The following is a 25,867-nucleotide window of genomic DNA, read 5'->3' on the forward strand; positions in this document are numbered from 1 at the left end:
ACGTTAACACAGCCTGGTGGTTCGAGTTCAAACTAGAGCCTGATTTTATTTAGATAAATGGAGTTCCCCTTGGATACAACTCTGGATAACCCAGATTATTATATTAATAGAGAGTTTTCTGCTATTGCATTTAATCAGCGAGTGCTCATGCTTGCAAATGATGATCGTGTTCCATTACTAGAACGGATGAGATTCCTAAGTATCTGCAGTAGTAATCTTGATGAATTTTTTGAAATTAGAGTTGCGGGACTAAAAGAAAAAATTGCACTCTCATCAGGCAAATTAACCATAGATGGGCTACGCCCCGATGAAGCATTTAGCCGTATAAGTCAAAAGGCGCACCAGTTAATTGACCAGCTGTACAGCATATTTAACAAACAACTACTTCCTGCATTACGCAAAGAAAATATTCACTTCCTTGATACTCATCAGTGGACAGATGATATTCATTTATGGGCAAAACATTATTTCAAGCACGAAATTCTCCCGGTCATTAGCCCCATTGCTTTAGACTTGGCTCACCCATTACCAAGACTAATTAATAAAAGTTTGAATTTCATCATTTCGCTAAGCGGAAAAGATGCTTTTGATCGAAATATTAACTACGCAGTAGTACATGCGCCTCGCTCTATACCGCGGATGATCCATTTACCGTCTGAATTGTGCGGTGATGCCCACTATTTTGTTTATTTATCATCCATTATTAAAACCCATGTCAACAGCCTATTTCCAGGAATGGAAATCAGCGGATGCTATTCATTCCGCTTAACCCGTAACAGCGATCTGTTTCTGAGAGAAGAGGAAATAGATGACTTGGCAAAAGCGGTGCAACGTGAAATCTTTTCCCGTCACTATGGACATGTCGTCCGATTGGAAATAGAAAATAAATGTCCTGATAAAATAGTAGACTTTCTATTACAAAAGTATCATTTACGCCATGAAGATGCTTATTTTTGTGATGGTCCGGTTAATCTACAAAGGTACATGACAACAATTAATACTATTGACAGACCTGATCTGAACTATCCTACATATACTGCTCAATACCCCAAATTCCCCAAATCCCAACGTAATCTCTTTAATGTAATTGATGAACAGGACATTTTACTACACCATCCTTACCAAAGTTTTAATTTAGTCATTGATTTTGTGCGACAAGCTGCTGCCGATCCTAATGTTTTGGCTATTAGTCAAACGTTATATCGCACCCATTCTGAATCAGTAATGGTTGATGCATTAGTCAATGCAGCTCACTCAGGCAAAGAAGTGACGGCGGTAATTGAGCTACGTGCGCGATTTGATGAAGAGTCAAACTTAAAATTAGCCAATAGACTCCATGCGGCTGGCATTTTGGTGCTCTACGGTGTGGTAGGTTACAAAACCCATGCAAAAATGACTCTGGTGGTTAGAAGAACACACGGTAAGTTAAAACGATACGTGCACCTAAGTACCGGAAATTATCATGAACAAACAGCCAAACGTTATACTGACATTGGTTTATTAACGTGTGAACCGACTATTGCCTCGGATGCTCAGCTCATCTTCCAACAACTGACCGGCCTTGGTAAGGTAGTGAAGCTCAAAGCATTAAGCCACTCCCCGTTCACCTTGCAAAAGACATTATTACAATACATTGAACAATGCAGCTCCGCAGCAGCAGAAGGAATTGATACAGAAATCATGCTTAAAGTAAATGGATTAACTGATAAAGTAACCATACAAGCATTATATAAGGCCTCTCAAGCAGGGGTTAAAATTAATCTCCTGGTTCGGGGAGTCTGCTGTTTAAAACCAGGATTACCCGGAATCTCTGATAATATAAGAGTGCTTTCTTTTATTGGCCGTTTTCTTGAGCATCATCGAGTATTCTATTTTCGAATAAATGAGCAAGAACACTTTTTTTGCGCCAGTGCGGATTTAATGGAACGAAATCTGTACCATCGCATTGAAATTATGTTTCCAATACTAGACGATAAGTGTAAAAAAAGAATCAAAAATGAAATCATTAAAAATTATCTCAAAGACAACAGTAATACCTGGGAGATGCAAAGTGATGGAACTTATAAACCCATGGTACAAGGTAATAATTGTGCTCAGGAGAAATTGATCTCACTTTATGAAGAGGAAGAGGGTCAAATATAGGCAAGAACGTTAAATTAAAAGTGTTTTACTTAATTTACCTGGTTCCTCTCGTGCAAGACGAGGCAATAAGTAACCAGGTAATTTCTGTTGTAATTGATGATAAATCTCCTGCGCTTTGGAATACGGCATATCAAAATGAGCAGCCCCCTGTACCTTATCCAGAACATGAAGATAATAAGGCAGTACCCCATAGGCAAATAATACATGACTTAAATCAGCAAGGGTTTCCGAGGCATCATTAATTCCCCTCAGCAACACGCTCTGATTCAACAAAAAGCATCCCACATAGAGCAAATCAGAACATGCTACTCGCACACATTCGTCTAACTCTTGTACGTGATTGCAATGCAGTACAATTACCTTTTTTAAGCGAGTAGCCTCCAGAACAGAGAGCAATCCGGAATCGACTCTCTCAGGAAACACCACAGGAATACGTGTATGTATCCTCAACGTAGTCACATGGGGAATCGCTTCTAATTGTTGGATCAGTTCAGCTAAGACCAGATCTGCTGCAAGTAATGGGTCCCCCCCACTTAGAATCACTTCGCTGATGGAAGTATCTTTTCTTATATAATCGCAAATAGAACTCCAGCCATTGCGTCCAGGATTGTTCTCTTGGTATGGGAAGTGTCTCCTGAAGCAAAAACGGCAGTTCACCGCGCAAACACCGGTTAATGTTAATAATACCCGCCCATGATATTTGTGAATCAAGCCTTTTAAGGGATTAGAACTTAGCTCAACAAGCGGATCCTGGCTATACTCTTCATTCACAAGCAACTCCTCTTTTACAGCGAGTACTTGTAATAATAAAGGATCATCTGGATTTCCTTTTTGCATCCGCTGGGCAAAGCTCAAAGGAATTCGGGTAGAAAATTCTTTCTCTGCCAAAAGACTTCCCTGCTGTATGGGCAATTCCAAATACCTTAATAATTCAGTTGCCGAACTGAAACCTTGTGCTAATTTTTTTTGCCAACTCAAAGAGGTATCTCGCATTAATTGTACAGACTTGATAAACTGTGCGAACTTTAGCGAAAATACAGCAAAATCTCAACTATGGAGCACTAATGGCAACATACAGCACCAACGAATTTAAAAATGGCTTAAAGGTAATGGTTGATGATGCTCCTTGCAGCATTCTTGAATGTGAATTTGTAAAACCAGGTAAAGGGCAAGCATTTACCCGTATTAAAATTCGTAACCTTAAAACAGGCCGAGTAGTAGAACGTACCTTTAAATCAAATGAAACCTTACCTTCTGCCGATGTTGGCGATGTTGAAATGCAATATCTCTATAATGACGGTGAACAATGGCATTTCATGGTTCCTGATAATTTCGAGCAATATGCTGTTGGAGAAACGGTACTTGCTGATGCTGCCCAGTGGTTAAAAGAGCAAGACATCTGTATCGTCACGCTATGGAATAATGAACCTATTCAGGTAGTGCCTCCAACATTCGTTATTCTGGAAATTGTTGAGACCGATCCCGGCTTAAAAGGGGATACTTCAGGCGGTGGCGGCAAACCTGCAAAATTGGAAACTGGCGCCGTAGTTCGCGTACCTTTATTTGTACAAACAGGTGAACTAATCAAAGTAGATACCCGAAAAGGGGAATATGTATCAAGAGCCAAAGACTAATGCTCTAAAAAAATTTATAGCTCGCGCAGGACAAGAAACAAAATGCCATTCTTGAATGGCATTTTGATTAGGGTAATTTAAATTATATATATATCAGAGCTTAATATCCATTGTAGTAGCCACCCCCCCAATAACCGTAATCATCATCCCAATAACTGGAGTAATAATAATTATTTCCCCAATAAGGTCTGTTATTATAATACCCAACGGAATAAACATAATCGTTACTGTAGCCAGGATCGTAGGCAACCGTATCGACTGATACCGTTTCTACCGCACAGCCTGAAAGCAATAACAAAGGAACACTGATAACAAGAGAAAGAAGTAACTTGTTCATGATAGCTTCCTAGCAAGGTTTTGCTCTATAATTATACATCACGATCAATAATTACTCAACAAGGAACCACAAACCCTAAGCTCCCATTACTTTAATAGAGGTATCACAAACCAAGACCCACCAGGTTTACATGAAGCACAAATTATTTAAATATTTTAATTCAGACAGGCATTCTCAGTTTTTTTTGCTTAGATAGGAGCCAAAGCCGACTTAACAAAAAATTAGACCCACACCGCTAAACCAAGTGAGGGCGTATTAATATAAAATTGAGTACAGGCAACGACTTCCTAATACCTGAGCCGCGACTTAAATGTAAAACGGAGATTTATGTAGAGCTTAAGGTTTCCTACTCATTGCAGGCTTACACACCACTCTCCAAAACAATCCCCTTATCTAATATTACTTACTGGTTCAGTCAGGGCAAGTCATTACCTATATGTACTAATAATAGCCAACAAACACATCGATGGCAAATTTTTACACACATTTTGTTTTTAGAGAAATGACTGCTCGTAGAGGTTTTACGAGCATCGGCCTTTTAAACATCAAAACAAAGAACACCCACAATTACACACCCGTTCCATCTGTTCAGCAGAATTCAAACATCTCCGCCCTTATTTAGCAGCGGTCGTTCGAGATACATGATTAGCAGACGCCTGAACAGTAGGCATTATGATCATTTGTTCGATATCTACGTGTTGTGGTCGAGTAATGCAATACAACACCGCATCAGCGACATCCTCTGCTAAAAGAGGTTGAAAATCCTTATAATACTCCTGAGCCCTTTCCTTGTCGTTCCAGCGAACAGTGCTAAACTCTGTATTTACAGCCCCCGGTGCTATCTCTGTCACTCGTACTGGAGTGCCTAACATATCTAATCGCATGGATTTGGATAAAGCATGAACGGCGTGTTTTGTAGCCGAATAGACATTCCCATTGGGATAGCATTCGTGGCCGGCAATAGAACCTATATTGACGACATGCCCTCGTTCACGCAACAACATCTCTGGAATTATCTCGCGGCTAACATAGAGCAATCCCTTTATATTGGTATCAATCATAATATCCCAATGCTCCTCAATACCTTGAGAAATCGGTAAAGTATCCAGAGCTAATCCCGCATTATTGATTAAAATATCGATGGAGTGCCATTCTTCCGGTAATGATGCCAATTGCTTATGAACTTGTTCTTTGCTTCGGACATCAAGAGGAAGAATATACGAGTTAGTTTTATAATGTTCTGTTAATTCTTGCGCTAATTGTCTCAGCCGTTCTTCACGACGTGCACTTAAGATGAGGCGAGCACCTTGAGCGGCACATAAACGAGCACATGCTTGGCCGATGCCACTGGATGCTCCAGTGATAAAAACAATTTTATTCGCTAATAAATTCATTGTGCACCTCATTAAGTAATACATCTTTAAAATTAGATATAAATGGTAAAATCTGCGTAGCTATTATTTACAAATTACTGATTGAAGAGATGCTATTTGGGGCCAGACAGATAACTCACGTTCTCTTCAATTTCATCGCAATCAACTAATTTATTGCTGGCTTTAGTTAAATACTTACAAAACAAACAGCATTCTCATCTTTGATTTGTTCAACATTCAAAGAACATTTATTTAAAAGCTCAGTTACTAAACCAAGAGTGAATTCCAAATAAGAGTACTTTGTCTTAACCAGAATGTCATCAGCTACATTTTGACTAATAAAACTATCGTTTTGAAAAAATGATGATTGGATTTGTCAGAAGGCCTATTACATGCCTGTATTTGAACATGAATTTGCTCGGTAATCTGCTTTACAATCACGATAATTTCGTCTGAAGGTACAATGACTCCAGTTAATTATTATTAAAAAAACAAATATACTTTAGCATAATAATTCATTTTAAGCCTAAAATATGCTCAGCCCATACTTCGGCAATTAATAATAGCTTAATGTTAGATATGCACAATAATCGACTCAATTGAATTATATAAACACAGAAAATCACACATGGAACATAAATTTTGTGCATCAATTCCATCAATATCAGAAGAACAGCGTCAATTTTTTCTCGATGATTTCCTTTCTGGCTTTAATAAGTTAAAAGAAAACGCGCTCCAAACAGCTATCTCAAGCAGCATGGCTCCGCCCACTGAAATAAAAACATCCGAATCAGGGCAACAGAACAAACATGCCGCATTAAACTCCTATGAAGTTGCTGTGGTGAAAAGAAAAGCACGTAACGTTACCAGTCGTCATGAGTTTAGTTCCGATGAAAAAAATTTGGAACATGATCCAGTCCTACAATAAACTAGCTCAGGATATTTCCTCATCAGATTTACCCAGTGATGATCAAAAAAATGCCATTTTAGTAAAATTAACTCAGGATTTTACCGACATAACTCTAATCGCTTCCGATAAAACCTGGTTAGATAAAATTTTGGAAATTTCAATTCATACCAAAAAAACAGGATTTGGCAATTGTCAGGAAAAAGCTTTTTTCGGCTTTGCTGCCTTGGTGCTTGAGTCACAACAAGACAACAGCCTGATTCATACCTTGAGATTGGCAACATTTGACAATCATTTTATCGTTATTGTAAATGAAGCAATATTAATGGATCCCTGGTTAAATTTGGCTTTCCCTGTTGACACAAGTAACAGCAAAGACAATATACGTTATGTTTTTAAGGGATTTGGTGGGTTGATTAATTATTTTACCTTCTATGCCGATGGGGAATGCGTCACGCATCAAGTGTTAGAAGGAAGTCTGTCATGTAGCGACATTGATTCCACACGTGGTTTTCCTCTATCCTATCAAATGCGTATAAATAATAAGGACTGTTTTAATTTGGCCAATATTCAGGTCGCAGAGCCAAAACCAAAGAAAAAACGTTACCTTGATGTAGAATGCTCGAACACCAATAGTGAACCAAGAGAAAAAACTTACGTACGTAGAACAACCTCGGACACAACAACTAATCCACCAGCATCTAGTATACTCAATCCAGAAGAGATACTTTTGGAAGACGATGACACAATGTCTCACGAACCACAAATGTCATTCGCCCATCCAACCGCTCAGGGAACCCCTGTATCATGTTTCCGCAGGTTGCAGCTTCTTGCCCGTACACTGATCATCAATACTTAACTCATTCGTACTCACCGTACAACCGTCGTTCATAAAAGGACAGATAGCAAAGGAAACGCGAAACGGCTTGATAAATGCCCGGGGCAAATTATTCATGAAGGTATAAGTTGCTTTGACTGTCCCGCCCGTAGTAGAAACCAGTGTCAGAAATGGCGCATCCAAGGAATAAACAACGGGATTTTTAGCAAAAACCTGATTCAGCATCCCTAATAAAATGCACATCATTCCTAATCGTTTCATTTATTCTCCATCCCAATTATTCATTATTATATTGATAACAATCATCATTTCTGATTTTGAAATCAACAATAATGGATGCTTTTATAAATAGCAAGCAAACGAAAATAGCCTCAATGATCTAAAAAATAATGCCTCATTTTTAAGGCGATCACCATAGAACATTCATGTTGACATAGAAACCAAAGTGGCAAATAATTTACCACCAAAACCCAACAGAAGACAACGATGCTAAAAAAAATGGTTACCCTATTAATTCCATCTTCCCTTGCTACTGTTTTAATAATGAGCAACGTTTATGCTGCTGATGTTACAGTACTAGGATCCATTAGCCATAGGCTACAGCCAAACAACGTCCCATCAGCAGACGAATCTAATCTCAAAAATAAGAAGTCTGAAAAAACGATTAAATTACTTCGTGTCGAATTATCAGAAGAAAAAAAGCAAGAGTTGAAAAGCCCTGCAATAAAAGCCCAGCTCCATCAAGAAGTATTAAAAGGACTTGATTCGATAGAAGCCGCACATGAAATGATAATCACTGGCTATGATGATAATGCCGTCGCTGTTGATAATCACGGTAAAAACCATAAGGGCTTGTTAACTTTGCGTAATTCTTGGGGCACTTCCGTCGGCGATTATGGTGAGTTTTATATGTCTTATGATTATTTTAAATTACTCGCATTCGACATCACTCGATTTACCAAGCCCGCACCTTAATATAAGCGTTTATTTTCTATGTGCTAACAGCACCTTACTGGAGTTCAATTTATATTTGAACTCCAGTATCTCCATCTACATCTGCATGACAAAACGCGAACGCGAATTCTTGCGCTCCATAATCCAATTATTTTGCAGTCAATTACTCGATTTTATCCTGCTGCCTTTCTGGTTAATCAAAGAGTGCGCCAAGTCCTGGGAGAATGCGTTTAAATTAGTATTCATACTCGTCACTAAAGACTCAACAGTAACTATTGGTACTTTCAGGTGATAATTTCGATCGTATTTTTTAATAATTTGCCCTTGATTAGAAAGAGCATAGCAGGCTCTTAAGCTACTGTTACCGTATACATCTATTTTGAACTCTGTGATTTCAATTTGTAAATTAAAGTCAGGATTAAACTCAATATCCCATGGAGCCTCCTCCATGACTACACCTGGGAGCAAGTTGTTTAAATTAGCTTTGAGCACACTTTTTATATTTTTATCTAAAGAAGAAGCCCATTGATGGAATTCTTCTAGCTGCACCCGATTGGCACTATCATGAATCATCAATTGAGGTTTTTCTGTGAATGGCGGTGTGCGAATAGCCTCTAGGCCAATCTTTAAATAAGCATGTCGATTCATAGTCGTTGCTTTAGCAGGTAGTGGATTTAAAACATAAAACTCAGGTTGTTTGCTTCTCCCACAAGCACAAAGCAGCACACTGAGGCTCAAGATTATCATTAAATGTACTGATTTCACCGTTTACCTCGCAGCAAGGATTCAGGATTACGTGATAAATAATCGGTTAAGTTCTGAGTTGAGGATGCAGCATCACCTATTTTTTGCATCGTCTGGCTGAAATAAACCATTGCTGGCGGGATATTTTTATCCATTCTCACCGCAAAATGCGACATATTCTCGCTCATAATATTCATCGTGTTAATCAGCTCTTTTACTTCTTCGGAGGTCACTAACTGTCTTATTGCTTCAAACGTCATTTTAGCCGATTTAATTGAATCATCTAGCGTTGGATTTTTTTCAATCCTGCTGCGCGTTGGAAATACCGAATAATGGTTAAAAAACAGATCTTTCGGTCGTGTACTTGCTTCGGCCTTGACCAGCTCTATTTCTGCATTACCAGTAATGAAATTGGGGGGAGATACCTGAGCAACAAAACCATTGCGAATTAATAGATGAACTGGGTTCTGAGTAAATCCAAGATTTTTTTCCACGAAGAACTGAACGTACACTGGAATGCGGACTTTATCCATGCTTGCATTTTCGGTGATTTCAATAAGCTTCACCTCCCCGACTTTAATCCCTCTATAGGTTACAGGAGTTGATGCATTCAATCCCTTTAATGATCCTTTAAAAAACATCACATATATTTGGGATTTGGAATGAAGGTATTCCTCGTAAAAATATACTGTTGCTATTGCCAGTAAAATAAATGCGCCAACCACAAAAATCCCAATCGATGTATAAAATTTTTCTGACCGCATTATAATCCTTACAGATTGAGTAATTTGATATAAACACTGCTTATCGTTAACCAAAGCGAACCACGAGTTAATATTCGCGATACCGCCCTTCTTACAGGGACATGTCTGGTAGCCACCATATAATAGTAATACCCTGCGGTTAAACTAACAATGGAACAATACAATAAAGTCTTAACAAGGGAATAACTAACAGAAACAACAGTAGCATTTCGTTCGAGCTCCATAATATACATATCTGCATTCATGTTCAGAAGATTATAAAAAGTAATAAAAAGACTCATGAATATTGCTACCAGCAAATAAATATATAAGAGTAATCCAGTGATGTTCACACCAATGATAATAGGTAAAATATATTCAAGAATCACCTCCTGGGGTGTACGTTGCAACTTGGTGATCTTGATACGCGCATTGATGATATTCAATGACACCTGAACACAAAGAACAAAACCGATAAGCAATGGAAGAATATCTTGCAGTAAAAGAGTTTGTGCTATACCCAAAGCTTTATCTTGCAAATGAAAATTATTTAAAATCAGAAAACTGCTTACCGCTAAAGACATCGCCATCAATGCGCTGACGATAACCAGCGGGACAACCAGAGAAACTCCTGAATAGTATAAAATTTTCCATACATTCTGCCAGGAGATGTTTAAATGACGGGTAACAATATTCTTGCAACTGTGAGCCAAGTGCCCAATAAAACTCAGAAAAAAGAAAATGGATTTAAAAAATCGGAAGGCGTAAAAGCCTGTTTTTTTGAACACATACATAGATACAATCCCTTTTACGATGCACCAACACTCATTCACCCATGGTTATTGAGATGTTAGCAATAAACCACATCAAAATCTGAAAATAGATGTATTCAAGAATACCTTATTTTTTATGTAAATCTGTAGCAAATTACTTATATCGACTGTAGCCATTGCCCGAATGAAATGTGAAGCGCGTAAACAGAGAGGTTCCGATTTAAAATGTACTATGCTGCATCCGGGCTACTTTTGATTCTCTATTTACTAAAGTCGAGACGTATATCGTTTATTTTTAAGTTCTCCATAACAATTAGCGAGAACGAGCAATTAATTGTTTTACCTTTTTTACAAAGGTGGGACCTGGGTCGGTTTTATCTGTTTGGTAGGTAGGATCTTTTTCCAGCCACAAAGGAGTATTTTTATATGCCAGATATTCATTATGGCCAATAACATGTTTGATATCCGGATATTTATTTTTTAAGTAACAAACCAAAAAGGCATTGGCTCTGGCTTGTTCTGGAGTTAAATCATCCTTTCCATCCACACCACCAATATTCTCGATACCAATTGCATAATGATTCAACCCAATAACGTGTCTGGCCATCCAATTCTCGGGCATCAATTGATAAATACTTCCATCCCTATCGACCACATAATGGCTGGACACATTTAAATCACCGGGAATATCACTGCGCCGTGGTGAGTTCTTCGGTAACGCAGGCGAATCAAATACTCGAAAAGTCACATCGAGTGAAGCAATACAAGTCCAATGTAAGACAATCATTTTAGGTTCAATTTCAATAGACTTAGAATTAATCCCATAATGAGTGAGTTGATAATCTCGTGTTAAAGCAATGCGCTCGCTATCAAATTTTATTGGTTTTTGATGAATGTTCTGAGGCTCATAGCAAGAGAACGCATACCCCAGGCTATTTAAAGAACACAAAAATAAAAGTGATAGAATAGTTTTCATACGCTGAAAGTGTATCACAAGAGATGATGGACAAGAATCATAAAAGCTAAATTTATGATTAATTTATTAATTCATCTGAAATATTGTTCGTTTTTGATGCGACGTTCTAAAGCATAATTCTATGCTGTTCAGCAAGGTACATCCCTGTATATCGATTTTACAAAACGAATTTTTTAGACTAAATAATAACAATGTGTCCTCAATTCTGAGCATTTATGAAAAAATGGACTAGTATACTTATAATCACATTGGCGCTAATTCTTCTGTCTTATTTTATTACCGGATTACTGGTAAAACGCACCATAAATAAAAACATCAATGCTTATCATGATACTTCAATAATGAGTGTACACTTGGATCAATACCAACAAGGCTGGTTTGCATCTCACGCTTCATTAACTGTAAAGGCACATTTGCCGGAACAAAAAACTACGGATAAGAATGGCACCGTTAGCGTAAGTCCCCCTTTTGATTTTGATGTCCGTTTTCCACTGCAAATACTACATGGGCCATTCATCTTTACAGACTCAGGGCTGCGATTTGGATTTGGTTATGTAACTACCCGTCCACAAACGCATTATGGGGCATTAGTTGATTATTTTAATAATACCTTATTCCGCTATAATCTTCCGTCTTTATCAATGAAGGGTAAATCAGGAGATGAGGACTTTCAATTTGACTGGTTAGGACTTAGCAGTCAACTGCGAATTTCGCCTAATGTCGATAAATTAGATGGTCATTTAACCGCACTCGGCCTGAACGGAAGTGCAAACAATTTTCAACTCCAATCGGGTGAAATAAAAGATAAATTCAGATTTACCTATACCCAAGGTTTATGGTTAGCCCAAACACTCTTGTCAATTCCTTCGGTTGCAATCAGTATTGGCGATAAACCAGAATTTAATCTTGAAGGATTTAGCCTTGGTTTAGAATCCAATCTAAAAGGTGGTGCTCTTAATTACAATTGCACTCTATCTTTGAGCAAATTATTTAACCAGGGCAGGTCCTATGGGCCAGGCTCGTTCATTTTGAATATCAGAAATCTCGATCCCAAGGCTATGGCAGACATCCATAGGCTCGAATGGACTATGCTGGAGAATAATCAAAATCCTGATTTAAACCTGATGGCATTACTTGCCGAATTGCCTAAATTGTTATCCAGAGGTTCTGAATTGGATTTGTCCGAGATGTATCTAGTGATGCCTGAAGGTAAAATTACAGGGAAGCTAAAAATATCCATACCGAAAAATGACATCGTAGATCCCGCTCAATTACTTACAAAAGTACAAGGACAAGGACAATTCAGAGCACCTATTACGGTCGTGAAACAATTGATGCTCGCCACGATTGAAAGCGATGAGGACAAGACTTCCCTGCCTTCAGCATCAAACGTTACTCCCAGCACCGATTCGTCAATTGCTCCGACTCCGACAGATCCGCAAACTCAAGTAACAACTCGACTGCAAAACTATATTGATAAAGGTCTTCTAAAGATAGAAGGCAATGACTACGTGCTCGATATTAAAATAGAAAACCAGCAAGTATTTGTAAACGGGAAGGTTTTTAATCCCGATATGTTGAACCAGTAGATACCGCCCAAGGGCAGCTATAATTTCATAAAATGATCGTATACTGCCCTGCTAGCCAATGCGATAGCCCGTGTTCTTGAGTAGTCACTGGCTGCCTGCGACTTAACGTATACCGCAATAGCGATATGACCTTTATTATTGGGAAGAGTAATGATCCCCACATCACTGGCAAAACGGAACAGATTTTTAGACCCAGGGTAGCTTAAATAATTTTGTTCCCCTATCGCCCATGTACCTGTTTTATGAGCTACTTTTACGTTCGCAGGCAATAACCCTCTAATTCGGCTCCTGCCGGTCCTGCATTGCTCCATAATTTTAAGAATGACCTTGGTGCTGGCTTCAGAGAGCACCTGATTTTTTTGTAATTTCACCAGCAATTTCGCCATATCATCGGGTGTAGTGGTGTCTCGCGGATCTTTTTCAAAACGCTGCCAGGCCAACATTTTTTGCTTGAGAGGAATACTGTTAAATATTTTTTTCCAGGAATAGACTGTACGCGGTTCTTTCAACAACTTATGATCGACATGATTCGTATCCATAAACATCTCAAGAATCGACCGATTAATCTGGATATTCTTAAATCCAAGCTCATTCATTCTCTTTGTTACATATTCGGGGCTAACTGTATGCAAGATAGTATCGCTAGCACTGTTATCACTATTAGCCATCATATACTTCAATATTTGATGCAAAGACATACTGGTCTTTTTCTTTTCACACGCATAATACAAAGATCCGGAGCCAGGGACTGAATTAGATAAATCAAGCTTTATGATGCGCTCCAAGGACTCTTTTTTTTCATCAACGCGATTCAAAAAAGCCAGAGCAATTGGCAGTTTGATTGTACTGGCCATAAAAAAGCGCTGCTTGCTGTTATGAGCAATGGTTTTGTTTTTTTCTATGTGTATGGCAGATATGCCCATAATAACATTGGATTTTTTCTCAATTGCATTTATTTTCTTTAACAGCTCTGCATCACTAGCAGGCCGCGAAAAACAATTCGTCGAAAAAAACAGACTAAACAATAAAAGCAGAATGAAGGCCTTCATCCTTGAGTTATTGAACGAGTACAAGAATACTTTTGTGTTCATAAAATATTTTAATCCTGTAAATATCTGAAGTTATTCTTGATAATTAGCACGTGCTTTCTGTTTTGCATTCGTTCATAGTACGTCGCCATTTCAATTTAAAAAATAAATTTAATATCTGCCTTCGAGACTGTTGACCTTTCGTGCCCAAACCTATGGCTCGCATTTTGTGTGCGGGAACCATGGATACCGTGGATAAACCACGGTACGTCGGCGTTTTAGACTGGAAGAACAACTGCCCTTTTAATAAGTATTATTTATTAATTACATAGAATTTTATAGCCAATTACATAATATATTTTTCAGCAAACGGCTATTGAGCACTAAATTCCGCACAGCGGTTTATTTGTTACCAATATGGACACTGACAGAGACCGTTTTAAATCAGGTTACAAAATACAACATGGAGGTTGCTGCTCAGGAAGAGCTCCTCGTAACTGGATAAATTCCGCGGCCAGGTATTCCTGATTTAAAAGCTGGGATTTTATCTCTTGTATAAAATCAGGATGCAGAAGGAAAGGCTTCTTAAGGCAATCAATGATATCACTCAAATAATCTGGTGCACTCGCCAGACCAACGAAACTAAATTCCAGATTTCTACCTTCCGCATTATAAGATGATAGTCCCTCTTGCCGCTTATGGGTCAACTTAAGGGCAATCATTTCAGCCATGGTTGCTTTTGCCTTTATCAGAATATCGGGTTCATCACCATAAAAAAGGATGTTCATTCGGGTCACCTCGCCACGAGCATTAAAAACAAATTGAATGGATTGAAGATTAACTAAATGCTTTTGATGGGAATAAGGCATTAATATAAATGCAAAGCTGACTTCTGATACTTCATGTGGAGACAGGCTACTGTACATTTTAATATAGGTAATTGATTCTAACGGATGGCTTTTAAACAGTGCAAACATTGAGAACTCCTTTCTCCTGACTTATATAGAATGTCCTATTAAAAATAAAAAGTTACAAGTATTTTTATACTCTATTGATACAAAAGACGATTATGGACAATGTTCCTGGAAATTTTGCCATCTATCATTGTCATTCACCTTGAAAGATGACACTATGCCACGTCGGTTTTTTGTTACCCGAGCAATAAAAAAATAGTGAACCAAATTTGTCACTAAAACAGGATGTATATGAGTAGTACATGGAGAATGTTGTTCATCCAAAAAATTCGCTCACTAAAGAATCTAAAAATACGCTTATCCCCATATGTAGAGGGGGGAAGCTCATTTCTCTGCTCCATAGCAAAAACCAACACCCTATCACTGAAATCGTCAGTGTGTAATTAACCCATCAATTCTATAAAATTATTGGAGACTGTAATGAAAAAGATTGTTTTATCCTTAGGTCTGGGCTTAGCCCTTGCTGCCAGCACGGTTTCAGCTGATAGCATCCTGGATCAGCTAAATAACAGAGTGGCAGATGTTTTAACCTCTTACCAAAACCCAACAACGACTGCGCAGCTATCGTTTAACGAAGTAGAGACAGACGAAACTCACGCTGTCAAAATTGCACTGAATGGCCTCTATCGTAAAATTGGTTCACAAAATACGTTCGAATTGAAAATAGACAACCTCAGTTACAACTATGCTGATAACAAAGATCCAATCACGGTGTTCAAAGGTGGATTAGGAATCGATATTACTAAAATACTTCCTCAAGACCAGATAAATTTAATAATTCCAATGGCTTCCGAATTATTGGAAGAGCTTGCAAAAAACTATACTGAAGAAGAGTATGGTGATGCAGCTTCAGTAAGAAGCGTTATTACCTCTACAGCCAAAGATACTGAGGGTAATTTTACGGCGCTTAGTGCCTTAATTTCGGCAAAAATCGATCTGTCAAAACTGCCTGAAGAGACAGATAAAGCATCGATACGCTTTACAGATATTGTAATATCACTCGCTATCAATCTAAACACAGGTGTTATGATTGATGCCTATATGGTAAGTAATCCTGATTATTTCGAATTCAGTGAAAATGAAACGGGGCTGAAAGAAATTCTGGACAGCTTGCTCTCTGGTGATGAAGAAGCATTGGAAGGAATTAAAAGCATATTTGAAAGTTTAGACGATACAGCATCTCTACTTGTTGAAATGAGCAATGAATTAAAAAGTCGCATCCTGAGTCAGCTTCATCTTAAAAAAGCTTAATTCATTACGTGCAGTTTAGCCGATAGCCCTAGGGCTATCGGACTATCTCTCTACTTGATTCTTAAGCACCGACTATCTCAAAGGTTACATTAATATTGCCGCGAGTAGCATGTGAATAAGGACAGATTTGTTCATGAGCTTCTTTAACTAACTCAGCAAGATCGGCCTCTTTAATGCTTTTATCTTCAACGCGCATTGCGGCTTCAATTCCAAAGCCGCCTTTTTTACGGGGCCCTATAGAAACCGAACAGGAAATTTTTGCTTTAGAAGCATCTTTTTTATGCTGTTTTGCAATAAAATCCAGCGCTCCACCAAAACAAGATGCATATCCTGCAGCAAACAAATGTTCTGGAGTTGTCGTACCGGGCTTACCTGGTCCACCTAATTCTTTAGGAACAGACAGATCGACTTTAATCGAACCATCATCAGATTCACTATGTCCATTACGGCCACCTACGGTAGTTGCGGTCGCAGTAAAAAGCGGATTTATTTCATCGGTCACGGGATTTCTCCTTTCTGGTTAGTCATCCAATAATGTTCGCCAACTGTAACTGATTGACGGACTACAATACAGTTAAAAGTGAGGCGCCAGTCAAAATATAGGCCGAAAACTACCAATATAAAAGGCCGCTTCGTTTGAAAATAACGAATTTTTCTTATGCAACCATTCAAAAATAAGGTTGTTCGTTAAAGGGCTATTACCAGGAGAAAAGTAATGCCTCTTGGCAAAGAGGGCTGGATGGATTTATCTGGAGGTATGCAGACCATCTAATGCGTCATTCAAACAACTTGCCCTACTCTGCAATTAAACAGTAATGTGTCTCTGACTAACCCGATCACTAAGTTAATACAGTGTCATGTTCCCATGAATTATTATCCATTGTTAATTCTGAAAAGATATTATATTCTTTTCGCCTTTTTATATATTTTCCATGGAGGAGCTGATGCAACGCATCATACTTATAAGCCTAATGGCTATTAATGTTCAAGCTTTATCTTATTCCTTACCTCACGGCCAGTTTGTTATTCAAGGTGGTGGCTTTTATAGCAACCCCGGGGAATCACAACATATCAATATTAATACGTTGGTTGGTGACCAGTACACTATTACCAACAAGCATGACACAAAAGGTTTATTTGGTTTAAGTTACCTTGTTTCCGGGCCCAATATTGGCAAAGCGTTAATGAGTTATGGGGTCAGTGGTTTTTATTTTCCGAAGATAAACGTTAGTGGGGATATTATCCAGGAAAATATGTTTGCTAACCTGGGATACAGTTACGGCATTACCCAGGTGCCAATTTACGCAACAGCAAAAGCTGTTGTAATGAATAATTCAGAGCAATTTGGTCTAACCGTTGACGCAGGAGTTGGTCCTAATCTCAACCAAACAACAACAGTTAATAGTTGGCCAATCAATGGCAGTACCGCCACACCTGATCAGGTGTTTTTCGGAAGAAGTCATACCGCATTTAGTGCAATGGCCGGGATCGGTTTCCGAATAAATAATATTGTCGGCCAAATTCCTTTAGATTGTGGCTACCGTTACTTTTACTTAGGAAAAGGTAATTTCTACAAACGTAGTGATGAATGGTTAAACACATTAAGCACTGGAGATAATTACGCGCAAGCAGTTATTTGCAGCGTGACTGTTTAACTTTTCTCCTGAACATTTTAAGGATAAAAAATGCAACCCTTTTTGCTCAAAACAACCGCTATGGCCATTGCTCTTTGTTCATCAGCAACCTATGCCACTGGAGATTTTTTTAACCTCAGTACAACTGGAATGAACTTTAATCTTAAAGCCATCAATAATTACTCTCAGGCAGGAATTAAAATAACGAGCGGACAAAAGATATTTTGTCCGGGAGCAACAGGAAATGCAGGGCATTGCATATTCCCGGCAAGCAATTCGATATCCCATAACATTATTGGTATCGAAGGGATTGCTGGCCCGATGACCGTACAGATGTGCTTAAACGGAGTGGCTGCAGCTACCTGTGCTAATTACAGCACCACTATTGCACCTCTTCGCGGCATTAATTATGACCCAGCGCACAGTACCGCATATAACGCAGCGCAACAAGGCAATAATCAATCAGGTATGGCCAGCGCGATAAGTAATGACTTTGCTCAAATAAAAAGAAATGGATTTAACGTCGTTAAAACCTTTATCTCGGTTGCCAGTACGATTAATGGGCAACAAACAAATCTGGCAAGCATCGGCTGTCCCATGGGGTTAAAATTAATGCTTGGTGTATATGAATTCCAGCCATCAGATGGCTGTAGCGACAATGCCCAATGCGCGCAATGGACCCAAGACCAGGTTCAGGGAGCAATCAAAAGTGTGCAAAATAATCCCGGTTGTATTGTTGGTATCGTAGTAGGAAATGAAGATATTTATGACTATACCTTTACCGTGCCTAACACCCAGATTCAGCAGCGCATTTCAACCGATATCAGTACCATACAATCGGCTCTGGGTGCAGCAGTCCCTGTGGGTACCGCTCAACAAGATGGGGCCTTATTAGCATTGACAAAAAATTACCCTGGCAACGATCCATATGGAATCATCAAAAAGTTAAACTTTGTTGGTGCTAATATTTATCCGTTCTGGAGCGCGCAACAACCTGACGCGCCATCGGCGACTGAGTTTTCCAATCGCCTTCAAGCAGTAAGAACTGCTTACAGTACCGCTAATGGCCTGTCTAATAACATACGGGTCGCGGTTACTGAAGAAGGATGGGCAAGCCAAAGTAATGCCGGCCAAAACCCTAATGCAAGCGTGGCTCAGGAATCGGTGTATTATAACTACTGGATAGGACGAGCTGCTCAAGATAATTTTGACAGTTACTATTTCGGTTTTTACGATAAAGTACAACCCAATAACGGAGACGCTGACAACTTTTTTGGATTGTGCACTTACACAGGAACAGCTAAATCCACAAGTTTATTCCCTTGTAGTTAAGTTCCTGGCTCTGCCACCGCGTTGTGGCAGAGCCCCTGCTTTTGATTAGCTGATTTTGATGCACTTACCCAAACAAAATAAGAACAATTACCTTTAGTTCGTCATTAAACCTAACCATACTCCAAAACGGGAGCCTGGCTGATTTTATAAATAACCGATCTCACCTTAAAACGCAGATCAGCACTTAAACTATTAGCAAACGTCATATAAAAAGAATCATCATAGCGGTAGACATGTGCGCTAACCCCACCAAATGAAGGGATATTTTGTATGGGCTCAAATTGATTATTCATCCATTTATACAGTGGTGATTGTAGCGCAGATTTGGGATTCGTCCGATCACCAGTGATAAAATTTACCCGAAGCAGATAGTGCTTGCCATCCAGGGTAAAATAAGTGAAATTTCGTCCACCAGCTCCCTGCAATGCCTGATACGTCTCAAACTGCTTCCCATTCCATTGGTAAATTATCGAATCAGATTTTATATTGGCGTATGCTAAATAATGTTTATTACCTATAGTGAAGGCCTCAAAAGATCTGCCGCCATCCCCTGGAAATACCTGGTATTCTTTAAATTGGGCTCCATCCCAACGATATAATGTTGATTGCTTTAAATGATCAGCATAGGCAAGGTAATTCTCTCCGTTGAGCCGAAAAAATTGAAAGGAATAGCCCCATTGGGAAGAAATTTTTTGAAAAGGTTGAAAACGCTCGCCATTCCACTCATAAATGATTGAGTTGCTCTCTTCTGGCTTTTGTTCCCCATCAGGTAATTTAACACCTTCTGCAAGAGCAAGAAAATGTCGCGTTCCAATACTAAAAAAATGCCATTGTTTTGCAGCATAGGAATAAAACTGCTGTACGGGATAAAAAAACTGCCCATCCCATTTATAAAGCATTGAATAAGTATGGTGATTAAATGGAGCTTTAGGTCCGGAATGCACACTGGCTACGGCCAAATAGGCATCGTTTCCTATCGTAAAAAAAGCAGTACTTTCATTGCCGTGCCCCGGAATGCGCTGATGAATAACGTGTTTACCATGATTTATTTTATAAATGAGCACGTCCACATCAGCATCTCCTCCATTCATATTAGGAGGAGTGCCAGGTATGTCTCTTGCTAATTGTGCTACGGCAATAAAATACTCATTATTTATAGTGAAGGGCGTTAACTCCCTGGCTCCAGTGGTATCAAGATACTCATATGGGCTTAAAATCTGCTCCGCCATCACGGAAGATGCAAGAATAAGAGATAAAACAACGGTTAAAAATTTCATCATGTTCATCTGATTAACCTGTTCTGATAGTAACCTCTCAATAATCTCGGGAGATGTCACGTCAAATTATAATGGTCTCTAAGAAATTTCGACTTAAACCATTTTCTGAAATACACATCACCACGACGTCGATCGCGGTATCCATAGTCAATGTCTTCAAGGCAGACTCTATTGAGAGACGTTGATAAAAACACATGGCCTTCTGGGAACTCCACGGTCGCACCACGGAATTCATAAAAATGACTAAAGTAAAAGAAATAGTAACGTAGTTATTTGAATAATTCTATGTCATAGAAATGAATAGAGAATTTAAAAAGCCGCGATAGCCAGGCTCATACATCCTGATGCTCGGAATGAGCCCGGCTGCAATTAATGCATAATCCTTTGATTTCGATAGTGCAATTCATAATTGAAAATTGAATGGCTTCAGCCGATTCAGTTACCGATGTGAAATCAACGAGGCATTCTAGTTCCCTGGCAAAATCGCACTGATTACAGATAAGGAATTGAGACTGCCCCATATGATGCCCATGCAAGCAGGCCACATAGGATTTGAGACTATCGATGCAATGAATAAATCCTTCTTGATGCCAAAACTGAATGGCACGGTACACTGTTGGTGGTTTAGGATTATCAACTTCCATTGATAATCGTTGCAGTATCTCATAAGCCCCAAGTGGCTTGTGTTCATCTACTAAAATTTTGAGGACACGTTCTCTTGGTTCGGTGAATCGATAACCATGATTGATGCAATGCTTATACGCTCGGTCCAACAAATTATGTTTCATCATTCATCTTTATGTTTAATAGTTAAAACAATTTTATTTTATTATAATTTCTATCTCAAGAAAATATTTAAAATAATATGCCCTCAATATAGCCTATGTAAATTACTCACTGTCTAAAAATTATTTAATGTATCTTGATCTCTACCAATCAACTGTTATAGTATAACACTTTCTCAAAACGATGACATATAGGTTTAAAAAGTAACGGTCATCGCCTTATTAAATGGTTAAGAACAAGATGCTTTCGCATCTATATAATTATTAAAATAGAGGAATTCCATGTCTCATATTAATTTTCGATTCTATTTTACAGAAGATGCATCGCTTCTCGAGCCAGAAAAAACCCAAGAACACATTGTGCAAATTTTAAATGAGACTAAAGACTTACAGTTTATCAGAGCGGCATTCGATCTCACGGGACAACGTAAAAGCATCAGCTTAGTATGCAAGTCTAATGCTCCGACTATCACTCAAACCAGAATAAGGGAACTATTATGGGCCCAAGAAATTGCCTTGGGGGAGCATATGGAAGTGGAACCACTTAAAGAGGATCATGAAAAGGGAAACGAAGCCCATGCCCACCATCCCACACCAGACGCTCCTGGTAAGAAAAGGGAAAAGCCCCATAAGCATCATAAACACAATCATCATGATCATGACCACAGCCATAATCACGGACACGATCATGCTCATAGTCATGGTCACCATCATGGACACGAACATGACAATCATTGGCTCAAAGCAACCTTAGGCTTAATCTGGGGAGCGGGATTGCTTATTCTAGCCATAGCAAGTTTTAACATTCCTGCTTTGGCTTATTACACCATCACAGGGCTAACCACCCTAATGACTTTATACCTGGGAAGTACGGTATATAAATCAGCATGGAATGCACTGCTTGAATTAAAATGGGATACCACAACGTTATATACAATAAGTACGTTAACTATAGTTGGGGTATCTGTTGCCAGCATGTTTATTCCCGGTTTACCAATGATGTTTGAAGCAGCACCGCTGGTTTTAGGCTTTTGGCATTTAGGAGAAGGTATTGAACACAGTTTGGTAGGTGAAATAAGCCACAAGCTGGATGTGCGTGATTGCGTGCCGCCGTCAATACTACTAAGAGGCAATCCGGATAAAGAAATCTCAGTTAAGAAATTGATTCCCAATGATATTATTGTAGTAAAACAAGGCGGCATAATTCCCGTTGATGGTGTGTTAACCCAAAAAACATTACTGTATACTACAAGAATTGACGGCTCCCCCGATCTTAAAGTATTTAAGCCTGGCGATACAGTGAAAGCCGGTATGCGTCTTGCAGATCATCTTTCTTCAGTGGAAATGCGAGTAAGCAAAACTTATCAAAACTCATATCTCTCGCTAATTGCTAAAAATATTGCAAAAGCCAATGATGATAAAGCTCCTGTTGAAGAATTTGCTAATACAATATTGAACTATTTTATTCCTGGTTTACTGGGTATCGCCTTGGTATCGGGTGTGGTGATAGGTACGGTATTTACTTCTGCGCTTGCGCTCCAGTGCGTGATATCGGTTCTGGTAAGCGCCTGTCCCTGCGCTTTAAGCCTGATTACTCCTATGGCCGTAAAAATAGGGATGAAAAAAGCATCAGAGCATGGGATTCATTTTAATAATGGCAAAGCACTGCAGGCATCTGCTGATATTGATACTGTTGTTTTTGATTTGAACGGCACCTTGACTCAAGGCAAGGCAGCAGTAAGCGCATTGCAGATTAGCGATAAAAAGTTTTTGAATCATATTGCATTATTGGAAGAGCAGTCGGAGCATCCTGCGGCTCAAATTATAAAATCATACATACACGCTCAAAACATTGTGTCTAGCGAACCATTAACGCTGGATATTGATTCAATTGATAAAACACACCATTCAGGCATAAAAGGATTAATTAATGGTGAAACCTTCCTTGTAGGCAACAAGGATATGCTGATGGCGAATGGAATCACGGAAATTGATCCACCCTATAATAATCCTGAAAACGGTTCCGTTTATCTTGTTCGTGGAACCACCGTAATAGGACAAATTGCCCTGACAGACCCCTTACGCCAAGATGCTGTAACAACCATCAACCAATTAAAAAAGCAGGGTAAATCAGTTCATATATGTACGGGGGCTGACAGAGCCACTGCCGAGCAATACGCGGCATTACTCGGTATTCCTAAAGAAAATATCTGTGCCAATACTGTAGGTGTTGCTTCCAAGCCCGGTGAGATTTCCAAAACCAGCTACATTCAACAGTTAAAGCGTAAAGGATATAAAGTAGCGATGGTAGGCGATGCTGCAAATGATCTTACTGCTATTAAATATGCTCACATGGGCATTGCAGTTAAATCCAGTATTGGTGATGACATTACCGCACAATATGCCGGGATAGTCGTACAGCAAGGCTTATTATTTCCCATTGCAACCGCATTTGATGTGGCGCAAAAAACTAAAGATAATATTTACCAGAACTTGTTCATCAGTCTGACCTACAACTCCATGATTACCATGGCATCTGCGGGTTTATTTATCGCGATAGGCTTTGCCGTGAATCCTGTACTTGGCGTTGCCCTGATGGTGCTGGAATCTACTATTGTTTTAGCGAATTTATATAGTTTCAAACAACAAGACATTGTCTGCATAAAATCTAATGGTAAAAATGCTGTCCTTGACGAAGAATATACCAGTGGTACCACCGCGAATGTTCTGAATGCATTAGGTCACCGTATCCTGCCAGAGAACAACAGCACAAATACTCCTGGACCCTGGGCAGCCGCCCAAAAAACCGAACCATTATTTGCGCCAATTCGCCCCGTTTCAAAGCCCGAAATAAATCAGGAAGACGGGTATTCCATCGACCTAACCAACTAGCTACTCCAGTCCTTCTTGCAGAAATCCATTAAAGGTCATTCGTCAGACAATGACCTTTGACTAATGACAATCTCCGCTCACCAATTCTATCGAAGGATACCGATACAGGCCTGTGCATGAGCTATAATACAAATAAGTTGCAAGGGGATATCACTTATTACTGCATCAACATATGACGGAGTTAAACGGATAAGGAACTATGCTTGGTGAAAACAACGACTAAAGATTTAGACATTCGTGATAAAAAAATCCATAAATTATGGATAGCATCGATGACTGCTACGGTTATTTTTTTAAGTGCCATTATTCTTATGTGGATTAATGTCATCTTCTTTTACAAGCCACACCCTGCTCAAATCAATACGTTAGATGAAATACCTGGGATACTAAAAAAGTATGAAAAGCAATTCAATGGGGAGCCTATTCAAATACCCACAGGTTTTTTTATCCAATCATTTTATTTTCATGACTCACAGACAGTAGTATTTACCGGAGTGATTTGGCAAAAATACCCAAAAGATGCAGGTAAAAAAGGAATACTTAAGCAAATTGTACTTCCAGAAGCGAATGCGCGTATTTTTTCTAATTTATCATATGAAGTAAGCTATGATGATTATGATCTGATTGGTTGGGACTACACTGGAGTTTCTTTATATCAAAAATTTGATTACAGTAAATATCCTCTGGATCAACAAACAATCTGGATAAAAGTGATACCGAAAGATTTTTTTAAAGACATATTCCTGGTGCCCGATTTAGCGGCATACAGCACTACTAATTCTGATGATTTATTTGGTCTGGATAAAGAAATCATTCCGGGAGCTTTTCGATTGCAAAAGACTTATTTTAGTATTGTAGAATACAGCGCCAGTACTAATTTTGGGATCAAAGATTTTGATATTGAACACACGAAAATGCCGGAATTAATGTTCAATATTGTTGTAAAACGCAATTTTATGAACAGCTTTCTCTTGTACTTATTACCGGTTATTGTGATCTGGGGGTTGTTATTTGGGCTTACGATGGTGATGTCAAGCGATACGGAAAAAGCCAATGCATTTAAATTTGCCACAACCTCAAGCCTTACGGCATTAGCTGGTTCCTTTTTTTCAGTGTTGCTGGCGCAAATGAGCTTGCGTGCCAACTTTGCAGCGCAACCGGTTACTTATCTTGAGTATTTCTATTTTATTACTTATGCCGTCATTTTTTTGCTGGCACTCAATGCCTTTTTCGTAACGGCTAAAACCGGAAAAACCTCGTTTATAACATGGGAAAATAATCTGATTCCCAAGCTTCTTTTTTGGCCAGTGATTTTAGGTTCGATCTCGATCATTACCTTCATTATATTTTATACAAATTAAATATTAATAACCTTTACTGCACAAAAAGGGCGTCCATTTGGATCATGGTGCGCCATATTTGCTCTCATAGTATATAATTAAAGAGCGAACCTTTATTCAAGGATGACTATGAGAATAAAAATTCTGAGTGCATTATTGATATCCCTCTCGTTCTTAACGAGCTGTACTACTGGAACTGCATACAACTCGAATTATAAAACTGCTTATATTTATACCGATGATGACGACTTATATTCTAATCGAGTTGATTACTTGGGATATGGCTTAGGCGGCCAAGGTTTGGGTGGGGACGGTATGGGCGGATATGGGCTTACTGGATATGG

At 38.9% G+C, this 25,867-nt stretch carries 24 protein-coding genes and 1 pseudogene; 12 read left to right on the forward strand and 13 right to left on the reverse strand.

The window, feature by feature from the left end; genetic code table 11:
- Positions 1 to 69: 69 nt before the first annotated feature.
- Positions 70 to 2,142: a polyphosphate kinase 1 gene (ppk1, locus tag Q0495_RS07570; protein ID WP_298624610.1), complete on the forward strand. Its 2,073-nt coding sequence runs from the start codon at positions 70 to 72 to the stop codon at positions 2,140 to 2,142.
- A 9-nt stretch (positions 2,143 to 2,151) separates the two neighbouring features.
- On the opposite strand, the gene epmB is transcribed toward ppk1, so the two are convergent.
- Complete coding sequence (gene epmB / locus Q0495_RS07575) at positions 2,152 to 3,135, reverse strand: EF-P beta-lysylation protein EpmB (protein ID WP_298624612.1); 984 nt, start codon at positions 3,133 to 3,135, stop codon at positions 2,152 to 2,154.
- Between the two features lie 71 nt (positions 3,136 to 3,206).
- On the opposite strand from epmB, the gene efp reads away from it, so the two are divergent.
- Positions 3,207 to 3,776 carry an elongation factor P gene (gene efp / locus Q0495_RS07580; protein WP_298624614.1) on the forward strand — a complete coding sequence of 190 codons (570 nt, stop codon included), beginning with the start codon at positions 3,207 to 3,209 and terminating at the stop codon, positions 3,774 to 3,776.
- 100 nt (positions 3,777 to 3,876) lie between these two features.
- Here efp and Q0495_RS07585 read toward each other — a convergent pair whose 3' ends face one another.
- On the reverse strand, positions 3,877 to 4,113 hold the full coding sequence (locus Q0495_RS07585) for a hypothetical protein (RefSeq protein ID WP_298624616.1): 237 nt from the start codon (positions 4,111 to 4,113) through the stop codon (positions 3,877 to 3,879).
- 614 nt (positions 4,114 to 4,727) lie between these two features.
- Positions 4,728 to 5,507, reverse strand: a complete 780-nt coding sequence (locus Q0495_RS07590; RefSeq protein ID WP_298624618.1) for an SDR family NAD(P)-dependent oxidoreductase — start codon at positions 5,505 to 5,507, stop codon at positions 4,728 to 4,730.
- A gap of 607 nt (positions 5,508 to 6,114) precedes the next feature.
- Between Q0495_RS07590 and Q0495_RS07595 the strand changes: the two genes are divergently transcribed.
- Both Q0495_RS07595 and ceg10 read left to right on the forward strand, forming a co-directional pair.
- Positions 6,115 to 6,414: a hypothetical protein gene (locus Q0495_RS07595; protein WP_298624620.1), complete on the forward strand. Its 300-nt coding sequence runs from the start codon at positions 6,115 to 6,117 to the stop codon at positions 6,412 to 6,414.
- The gene (ceg10, locus tag Q0495_RS07600; RefSeq protein WP_298624622.1) at positions 6,377 to 7,252 is read left to right on the forward strand and encodes a Ceg14 family Dot/Icm T4SS effector; all 876 of its coding nucleotides are present in this window, start codon (positions 6,377 to 6,379) and stop codon (positions 7,250 to 7,252) included. Before Q0495_RS07595 ends, ceg10 begins: the two co-directional genes overlap by 38 nt.
- Here ceg10 and Q0495_RS07605 read toward each other — a convergent pair.
- Positions 7,199 to 7,492 (reverse strand): hypothetical protein, encoded by a 294-nt coding sequence (locus tag Q0495_RS07605; protein WP_298624624.1) that lies wholly within the window; start codon positions 7,490 to 7,492, stop codon positions 7,199 to 7,201. The two genes, ceg10 and Q0495_RS07605, sit on opposite strands and share 54 nt — an antisense overlap.
- 519 nt (positions 7,493 to 8,011) lie before the next feature.
- On the opposite strand from Q0495_RS07605, the pseudogene Q0495_RS16815 reads away from it, so the two are divergent.
- Positions 8,012 to 8,206: pseudogene (locus Q0495_RS16815) on the forward strand (C1 family peptidase); the annotation flags it as partial.
- 138 nt (positions 8,207 to 8,344) lie between these two features.
- On the opposite strand, the gene Q0495_RS07615 reads toward Q0495_RS16815, so the two are convergent.
- The 4 genes from Q0495_RS07615 to Q0495_RS07630 all read right to left on the reverse strand — a co-directional run bounded on the left by Q0495_RS07615 (position 8,345) and on the right by Q0495_RS07630 (position 11,421).
- Complete coding sequence (locus tag Q0495_RS07615) at positions 8,345 to 8,950, reverse strand: membrane integrity-associated transporter subunit PqiC (protein WP_298624628.1); 606 nt, start codon at positions 8,948 to 8,950, stop codon at positions 8,345 to 8,347.
- The gene (locus Q0495_RS07620; RefSeq protein ID WP_298624630.1) at positions 8,947 to 9,693 is read right to left on the reverse strand and encodes an MlaD family protein; all 747 of its coding nucleotides are present in this window, start codon (positions 9,691 to 9,693) and stop codon (positions 8,947 to 8,949) included. The genes Q0495_RS07615 and Q0495_RS07620 overlap by 4 nt, the downstream gene beginning before the upstream one ends.
- An 8-nt stretch (positions 9,694 to 9,701) precedes the next feature.
- The gene (locus tag Q0495_RS07625) at positions 9,702 to 10,466 is read right to left on the reverse strand and encodes an ABC transporter permease (RefSeq protein ID WP_298624632.1); all 765 of its coding nucleotides are present in this window, start codon (positions 10,464 to 10,466) and stop codon (positions 9,702 to 9,704) included.
- A gap of 292 nt (positions 10,467 to 10,758) precedes the next feature.
- Positions 10,759 to 11,421, reverse strand: a complete 663-nt coding sequence (locus Q0495_RS07630) for an N-acetylmuramoyl-L-alanine amidase (RefSeq protein WP_298624634.1) — start codon at positions 11,419 to 11,421, stop codon at positions 10,759 to 10,761.
- Positions 11,422 to 11,636: 215 nt separating this feature from the next.
- Here Q0495_RS07630 and Q0495_RS07635 point away from each other — a divergent pair, with 215 nt between their 5' ends.
- Entirely contained in the window at positions 11,637 to 13,010 is a 1,374-nt protein-coding gene (locus Q0495_RS07635) for a DUF945 family protein (protein ID WP_298624636.1), read from the forward strand.
- 17 nt (positions 13,011 to 13,027) lie between these two features.
- Here the strand turns inward: Q0495_RS07635 and bla are convergent, their stop codons facing one another.
- Both bla and Q0495_RS07645 read right to left on the reverse strand, forming a co-directional pair.
- The gene (gene bla, locus Q0495_RS07640; protein WP_298624638.1) at positions 13,028 to 14,101 is read right to left on the reverse strand and encodes a class A beta-lactamase; all 1,074 of its coding nucleotides are present in this window, start codon (positions 14,099 to 14,101) and stop codon (positions 13,028 to 13,030) included.
- A 386-nt stretch (positions 14,102 to 14,487) separates the two neighbouring features.
- On the reverse strand, positions 14,488 to 15,015 hold the full coding sequence (locus Q0495_RS07645; RefSeq protein ID WP_298624640.1) for a hypothetical protein: 528 nt from the start codon (positions 15,013 to 15,015) through the stop codon (positions 14,488 to 14,490).
- 417 nt (positions 15,016 to 15,432) lie between these two features.
- Here Q0495_RS07645 and Q0495_RS07650 point away from each other — a divergent pair, with 417 nt between their 5' ends.
- Positions 15,433 to 16,263, forward strand: a complete 831-nt coding sequence (locus Q0495_RS07650) for a hypothetical protein (protein WP_298624642.1) — start codon at positions 15,433 to 15,435, stop codon at positions 16,261 to 16,263.
- Positions 16,264 to 16,324: 61 nt separating this feature from the next.
- Here Q0495_RS07650 and Q0495_RS07655 read toward each other — a convergent pair whose 3' ends face one another.
- Complete coding sequence (locus Q0495_RS07655; protein ID WP_298624644.1) at positions 16,325 to 16,765, reverse strand: organic hydroperoxide resistance protein; 441 nt, start codon at positions 16,763 to 16,765, stop codon at positions 16,325 to 16,327.
- Positions 16,766 to 17,207: 442 nt separating this feature from the next.
- Here Q0495_RS07655 and Q0495_RS07660 point away from each other — a divergent pair, with 442 nt between their 5' ends.
- On the forward strand, positions 17,208 to 17,918 hold the full coding sequence (locus Q0495_RS07660) for a hypothetical protein (protein WP_298624646.1): 711 nt from the start codon (positions 17,208 to 17,210) through the stop codon (positions 17,916 to 17,918).
- A gap of 30 nt (positions 17,919 to 17,948) precedes the next feature.
- A complete protein-coding gene (locus tag Q0495_RS07665; RefSeq protein ID WP_298624648.1) occupies positions 17,949 to 19,229 on the forward strand; it encodes a hypothetical protein in 1,281 nt (426 codons plus the stop codon).
- Positions 19,230 to 19,339: 110 nt separating this feature from the next.
- Here Q0495_RS07665 and Q0495_RS07670 read toward each other — a convergent pair whose 3' ends face one another.
- Positions 19,340 to 20,515 (reverse strand): hypothetical protein, encoded by a 1,176-nt coding sequence (locus tag Q0495_RS07670; RefSeq protein ID WP_298624650.1) that lies wholly within the window; start codon positions 20,513 to 20,515, stop codon positions 19,340 to 19,342.
- Between the two features lie 323 nt (positions 20,516 to 20,838).
- Positions 20,839 to 21,294: a Fur family transcriptional regulator gene (locus Q0495_RS07675; RefSeq protein ID WP_298624658.1), complete on the reverse strand. Its 456-nt coding sequence runs from the start codon at positions 21,292 to 21,294 to the stop codon at positions 20,839 to 20,841.
- 279 nt (positions 21,295 to 21,573) lie between these two features.
- On the opposite strand from Q0495_RS07675, the gene Q0495_RS07680 reads away from it, so the two are divergent.
- The 3 genes from Q0495_RS07680 to Q0495_RS07690 all read left to right on the forward strand — a co-directional run.
- On the forward strand, positions 21,574 to 24,183 hold the full coding sequence (locus tag Q0495_RS07680) for a cation-translocating P-type ATPase (protein ID WP_298624652.1): 2,610 nt from the start codon (positions 21,574 to 21,576) through the stop codon (positions 24,181 to 24,183).
- 203 nt (positions 24,184 to 24,386) lie between these two features.
- A complete protein-coding gene (locus tag Q0495_RS07685) occupies positions 24,387 to 25,544 on the forward strand; it encodes a hypothetical protein (RefSeq protein ID WP_298624654.1) in 1,158 nt (385 codons plus the stop codon).
- Between the two features lie 108 nt (positions 25,545 to 25,652).
- A partial coding sequence (locus Q0495_RS07690; protein ID WP_298624656.1) for a hypothetical protein occupies positions 25,653 to 25,867 on the forward strand: 215 nt, incomplete at its 3' end.

It is taken from the genome of uncultured Legionella sp. (assembly GCF_937871865.1).
GTDB lineage: Bacteria > Pseudomonadota > Gammaproteobacteria > Legionellales > Legionellaceae > Legionella.

Bases quoted from the DNA above. Each gene is read 5' to 3' on its own strand.
- epmB (WP_298624612.1), bottom strand. From the start codon at position 3,135: ATGCGAGATACCTCTTTGAGTTGGCAAAAAAAATTAGCACAAGGTTTC.
- efp (WP_298624614.1), top strand. From the start codon at position 3,207: ATGGCAACATACAGCACCAACGAATTTAAAAATGGCTTAAAGGTAATG.
- Q0495_RS07585 (WP_298624616.1), bottom strand. From the start codon at position 4,113: ATGAACAAGTTACTTCTTTCTCTTGTTATCAGTGTTCCTTTGTTATTG.
- Q0495_RS07590 (WP_298624618.1), bottom strand. From the start codon at position 5,507: ATGAATTTATTAGCGAATAAAATTGTTTTTATCACTGGAGCATCCAGT.
- Q0495_RS07595 (WP_298624620.1), top strand. From the start codon at position 6,115: ATGGAACATAAATTTTGTGCATCAATTCCATCAATATCAGAAGAACAG.
- ceg10 (WP_298624622.1), top strand. From the start codon at position 6,377: ATGAAAAAAATTTGGAACATGATCCAGTCCTACAATAAACTAGCTCAG.
- Q0495_RS07605 (WP_298624624.1), bottom strand. From the start codon at position 7,492: ATGAAACGATTAGGAATGATGTGCATTTTATTAGGGATGCTGAATCAG.
- Q0495_RS07620 (WP_298624630.1), bottom strand. From the start codon at position 9,693: ATGCGGTCAGAAAAATTTTATACATCGATTGGGATTTTTGTGGTTGGC.
- Q0495_RS07625 (WP_298624632.1), bottom strand. From the start codon at position 10,466: ATGTATGTGTTCAAAAAAACAGGCTTTTACGCCTTCCGATTTTTTAAA.
- Q0495_RS07630 (WP_298624634.1), bottom strand. From the start codon at position 11,421: ATGAAAACTATTCTATCACTTTTATTTTTGTGTTCTTTAAATAGCCTG.
- Q0495_RS07635 (WP_298624636.1), top strand. From the start codon at position 11,637: ATGAAAAAATGGACTAGTATACTTATAATCACATTGGCGCTAATTCTT.
- bla (WP_298624638.1), bottom strand. From the start codon at position 14,101: ATGAACACAAAAGTATTCTTGTACTCGTTCAATAACTCAAGGATGAAG.
- Q0495_RS07645 (WP_298624640.1), bottom strand. From the start codon at position 15,015: ATGTTTGCACTGTTTAAAAGCCATCCGTTAGAATCAATTACCTATATT.
- Q0495_RS07650 (WP_298624642.1), top strand. From the start codon at position 15,433: ATGAAAAAGATTGTTTTATCCTTAGGTCTGGGCTTAGCCCTTGCTGCC.
- Q0495_RS07660 (WP_298624646.1), top strand. From the start codon at position 17,208: ATGCAACGCATCATACTTATAAGCCTAATGGCTATTAATGTTCAAGCT.
- Q0495_RS07665 (WP_298624648.1), top strand. From the start codon at position 17,949: ATGCAACCCTTTTTGCTCAAAACAACCGCTATGGCCATTGCTCTTTGT.
- Q0495_RS07670 (WP_298624650.1), bottom strand. From the start codon at position 20,515: ATGAACATGATGAAATTTTTAACCGTTGTTTTATCTCTTATTCTTGCA.
- Q0495_RS07675 (WP_298624658.1), bottom strand. From the start codon at position 21,294: ATGAAACATAATTTGTTGGACCGAGCGTATAAGCATTGCATCAATCAT.
- Q0495_RS07680 (WP_298624652.1), top strand. From the start codon at position 21,574: ATGTCTCATATTAATTTTCGATTCTATTTTACAGAAGATGCATCGCTT.